Annotated in this window: 3 protein-coding genes; all 3 read left to right on the forward strand. The window is 64.0% G+C overall.

The window, feature by feature from the left end:
- Window positions 1-714, forward strand: a 714-nt coding sequence (locus EAO80_RS18670; RefSeq protein WP_122091334.1) for a DNA-directed RNA polymerase subunit B'', incomplete at its 5' end; no start/stop codon positions are given.
- 18 nt (window positions 715-732) lie between these two features.
- Window positions 733-2,559, forward strand: coding sequence for a DNA-directed RNA polymerase subunit B (rpoB, locus tag EAO80_RS18675; RefSeq protein WP_122091335.1), 1,827 nt, complete (start codon window positions 733-735; stop codon window positions 2,557-2,559).
- Window positions 2,560-2,579: 20 nt separating this feature from the next.
- On the forward strand, window positions 2,580-4,226 hold a 1,647-nt coding region (locus EAO80_RS18680; protein WP_122091336.1), incomplete at its 3' end, for a DNA-directed RNA polymerase subunit A'.

Genomic DNA, 4,226 nt, shown 5'->3' on the forward strand with positions numbered 1-4,226 from the left:
GGTCAGGGCAAGAACTACCAGCTCAAACGGGCGAACTACGTCATCGACCGGTACCTGCTTCCGCACCTCCACGAGGAAGGCGTCGAGGACGAGGACGTCCGGATCAACAAGGCGTTCTACCTCTGCCGGATGGCCGAGGCGTGTTTCGAACTCGCCCTCCAGCGCCGAGATTCCGACGACAAGGACCACTACGCCAACAAGCGCCTGAAGGTCAGCGGCGACCTGATGACCGATCTCTTCAGGACGGCGCTGAACAAGCTGGCTCGGGACGTGAAGTACCAGCTCGAACGCGCGAACATGCGAAACCGCCAGCTCTCGGTCAACACCGTGGTTCGCTCGGACGTATTGACCGAACGGCTCGAACACCCAATTGCCACCGGCAACTGGGTCGGCGGCCGTTCGGGCGTCTCCCAACTGGTCGACCGCACGGACTTCATGGGCGTTCTCTCCCACCTGCGTCGGCTTCGCAGCCCGCTCTCGCGGAGTCAACCCCACTTCGAGGCGCGTGACCTGCACGCGACCCAGTGGGGCCGTATCTGTCCCTCCGAGACCCCGGAAGGACCGAACTGTGGGCTGGTGAAGAACTTCGCTCAAGCGATGGAGCTGACCCAGAACATCGAGGACGAACAGGGACTCAAACGAGAACTGGCGTCGATGGGCGTCGAGGGCATTCCGGGCCTCGAATCGACCACGCGAACGCCCGCGGACGACTAATCCCCCAACTACTAACACATGGCACAGGCACGAGACGCGAAAGTATACGTCAACGGCAGTCTGGTCGGCACCCACCCCGACCCCGAACAGCTCGCAGAACAGGTACGCGAAGCGCGACGCCGCGGCGAGGTCAGCGAGATGGTGAACGTCTCGGTCAAGGACCGCACCCGCGAGGTCATCATCAACGCCGACGCCGGCCGGGCGCGCCGACCGCTGCTGGTCGTCGAGGACGGCGAACCTCTCATCACCGACGAGGCGGTCGAGTCGCTCGAGAACGGCGAGATCGAGTTCGAGACGCTCGTCGAGCACGGTTACGTCGAGTTCATCGACGCCGAGGAGGAAGAGGACATCTACGTCGCCGTCGATCGCGAGGAGGTAAACGACGAGCACACCCACCTCGAGATCGACCCGTCGCTAATCTTCGGGATCGGCGCGGGGATGATCCCGTATCCCGAGCACAACGCCTCACCCCGGATCACGATGGGATCGGGGATGATGAAACAGTCGCTCGGTCTACCGAGCGCGAACTACCGTATTCGACCGGACACGCGCCAGCACCTGCTGCACTACCCGCAGCTCTCGATGGTCAAGACCCAGACCACCGAACAGATCGGGTTCGACGAACGGCCCGCCGCCCAGAACTTCGTCGTGGCGGTCCTGAGCTACGAGGGATTCAACATCGAGGACGCACTGGTGATGAACCAGGGCTCGGTCGACCGGGGGCTTGCACGCTCGCACTTCTTCCGGACCTACGAGGGCGAGGAACGCCGGTATCCCGGCGGCCAGGAGGACCGCTTCGAGATCCCCAGCGAGGACGTCCGCGGTGCCCGCGGCGAGGAGGCCTACACCCACCTCGACGAGGACGGACTGGTCAATCCCGAGACGAACGTCAGCGAGAGCTCCGTCCTGCTCGGGAAGACCTCCCCGCCGAAGTTCCTCGAAGAACCGGATGACATGGGCGGAATGGGCGTCCAGAAGCGCCGCGAAACGAGCGTGACGATGCGTTCCGGCGAGTCGGGAATCGTCGACACCGTCACCCTCATGGAGGGCGAGGACGGCTCGAAGCTCTCGAAGGTGAAGGTACGCGACGAGCGAATCCCGGAACTCGGCGACAAGTTCGCCTCCCGACACGGACAGAAGGGGGTCGTCGGCCACCTCGCCCCCCAGGAGGACATGCCCTTCACGCAGGAAGGGCTCGTGCCCGACCTCGTGCTTAACCCGCACGCCCTACCCTCACGAATGACGGTCGGCCACGTCCTGGAGATGCTCGGCGGAAAGGTCGGCTCGCTCGAGGGACAGCGCGTCGACGGCACGCCGTTCTCGGGGCGCGACGAGGACGAACTGCGCGACGGGCTCGAGGAGCGCGGGTTCATGTCCTCGGGTAAGGAGGTCATGTACTCCGGCGTCTCCGGCGAGAAGATCGAGGCGGAGATCTTCGTCGGGACCATCCTCTATCACAAGCTGTATCACATGGTCTCGAACAAGCTGCACGCCCGCTCGCGTGGGCCGGTGCAGGTGCTGACCCGCCAGCCCACCGAGGGCCGGGCCCGTGAGGGTGGGCTTCGGGTCGGCGAGATGGAGCGTGACACCGTTATCGGTCACGGGGCGGCGATGGTGCTCAAGGAGCGCCTGCTCGACTCCTCGGACCGCGAGTATATCGACGTCTGTGGCAACTGCGGGATGACCGCCGTCGAGAACGTCCAACAACAGCGTGTCTACTGTCCGAACTGCGGCGAGGAGACGGACATCCACGAGATCGAGATGAGTTATGCGTTCAACCTCCTGCTCGACGAGATGAAGGCCCTGGGGATTGCACCGCGCCTCGAACTCTCGGATGCGGTCTAACTACGTTCAACCACACCACCATGCCAACACAAACGACACCAAAGGAGATCGGCAGCATCGATTTCGGGCTGATGGACCCCGAAGAGTACCGCGAGATGAGCGCGACGAAGATCATCACCGCCGACACCTACGACGACGACGGGTTCCCCATCGACATGGGGCTGATGGACCCGCGACTCGGCGTCATCGACCCCGGACTGGAGTGTAAAACGTGTGGGAAGCACTCGGGGGCCTGCAACGGGCACTTCGGCAACATCGAACTCGCCGCACCCGTCATCCACGTCGGCTTTACGAAGCTCATCCGACGCCTGCTTCGAGGGACCTGCCGTGAGTGTTCGCGACTCCTCCTCACCGAGGACGAAAAGGAGGAGTTCCGGGAGGATCTCACCCGCACGCGCGAACTCGGCGACGACCTGAACGACGTGACGAAAGCCGCGATCCGACAGGCCCGGAAGACCGACACTTGTCCCCACTGTGGGGAAACCCAGTTCGACGTCCAACACGAGAAGCCGACGACCTACTACGAGGTCCAACAGGTCCTGACCAGCGAGTACTCCGAGCGGATCGCGGGGGCGATGCAACCCGACGAGGACGAGGAGGACGGCGAGGCGACGACGCCGCCGGAACTCGCAGAGGAGACCGACATCGACGTCTCACGGATCAACCAGATCCTCTCCGGGGAGTTCCGACCCCGGCGAGCCGACCGGGAGGCCATCGAGAAAGCCCTCGGAATCGACCTCACCGAGGAGGACCTGAACAAGCTGATGCCGAGCGATATCCGCGACTGGTTCGAGGACATCCCCGACGAGGACATCGAGGTTCTGGGGATGAACCCCGACAAATCCCGTCCCGAATGGATGATCCTCACCGTGCTGCCCGTTCCGCCGGTTACCTCCCGGCCCTCGATCACGCTCGATAACGGCCAGCGCTCCGAGGACGACCTCACCCACAAGCTGGTCGACATCATCCGGATCAACCAGCGCTTCATGGAGAACCGCGAGGCCGGTGCTCCGCAGCTGATCATCGAGGACCTCTGGGAGCTGCTGCAGTACCACGTCACCACGTTCATGGACAACGAAATCAGCGGGACGCCGCCGGCCCGCCACCGCTCCGGGCGGCCTCTCAAAACGCTCAGCCAGCGTCTCAAGGGGAAGGACGGCCGGTTCCGCAATTCGCTTTCGGGCAAGCGCGTGAACTTCTCGGCCCGGACCGTCATCAGTCCGGACCCGACGCTCTCGCTCAACGAGGTCGGCGTCCCCGAGCACGTCGCAAACGAGATGACCCAGACGATGGTCGTCACCGAGCGCAACATCGAGCAGGCCCGCCGGTACGTCGCAAACGGGCCCAACGAGCATCCGGGCGCGAACTACGTTCGACGGCCCGACGGTCGCCGGCTGAAGGTCACAGAGAAGAACTGCGAGGCGCTTGCCGGCCTCGACGACGAGGCGGCGGAGATCCAGAGCCTCGCACCCGGTTGGGAGGTCAACCGCCATCTGGTCGACGGCGACATCGTGATCTTCAACCGCCAGCCCTCGCTGCATCGGATGAGTATCATGGCCCACGAGGTGGTCGTGATGCCGTACAAGACCTTCCGGCTGAATACTGTGGTTTGTCCGCCGTACAACGCCGACTTCGACGGCGACGAGATGAACATGCACGCGCTGCAG

This window comes from Halalkalicoccus subterraneus (genome assembly GCF_003697815.1).
Classification (GTDB): domain Archaea; phylum Halobacteriota; class Halobacteria; order Halobacteriales; family Halalkalicoccaceae; genus Halalkalicoccus; species Halalkalicoccus subterraneus.

What these genes read in the sequence shown, in the direction of transcription:
- rpoB (WP_122091335.1), top strand. Translation starts at nt 733, where the DNA reads ATGGCACAGGCACGAGACGCGAAAGTATACGTCAACGGCAGTCTGGTC.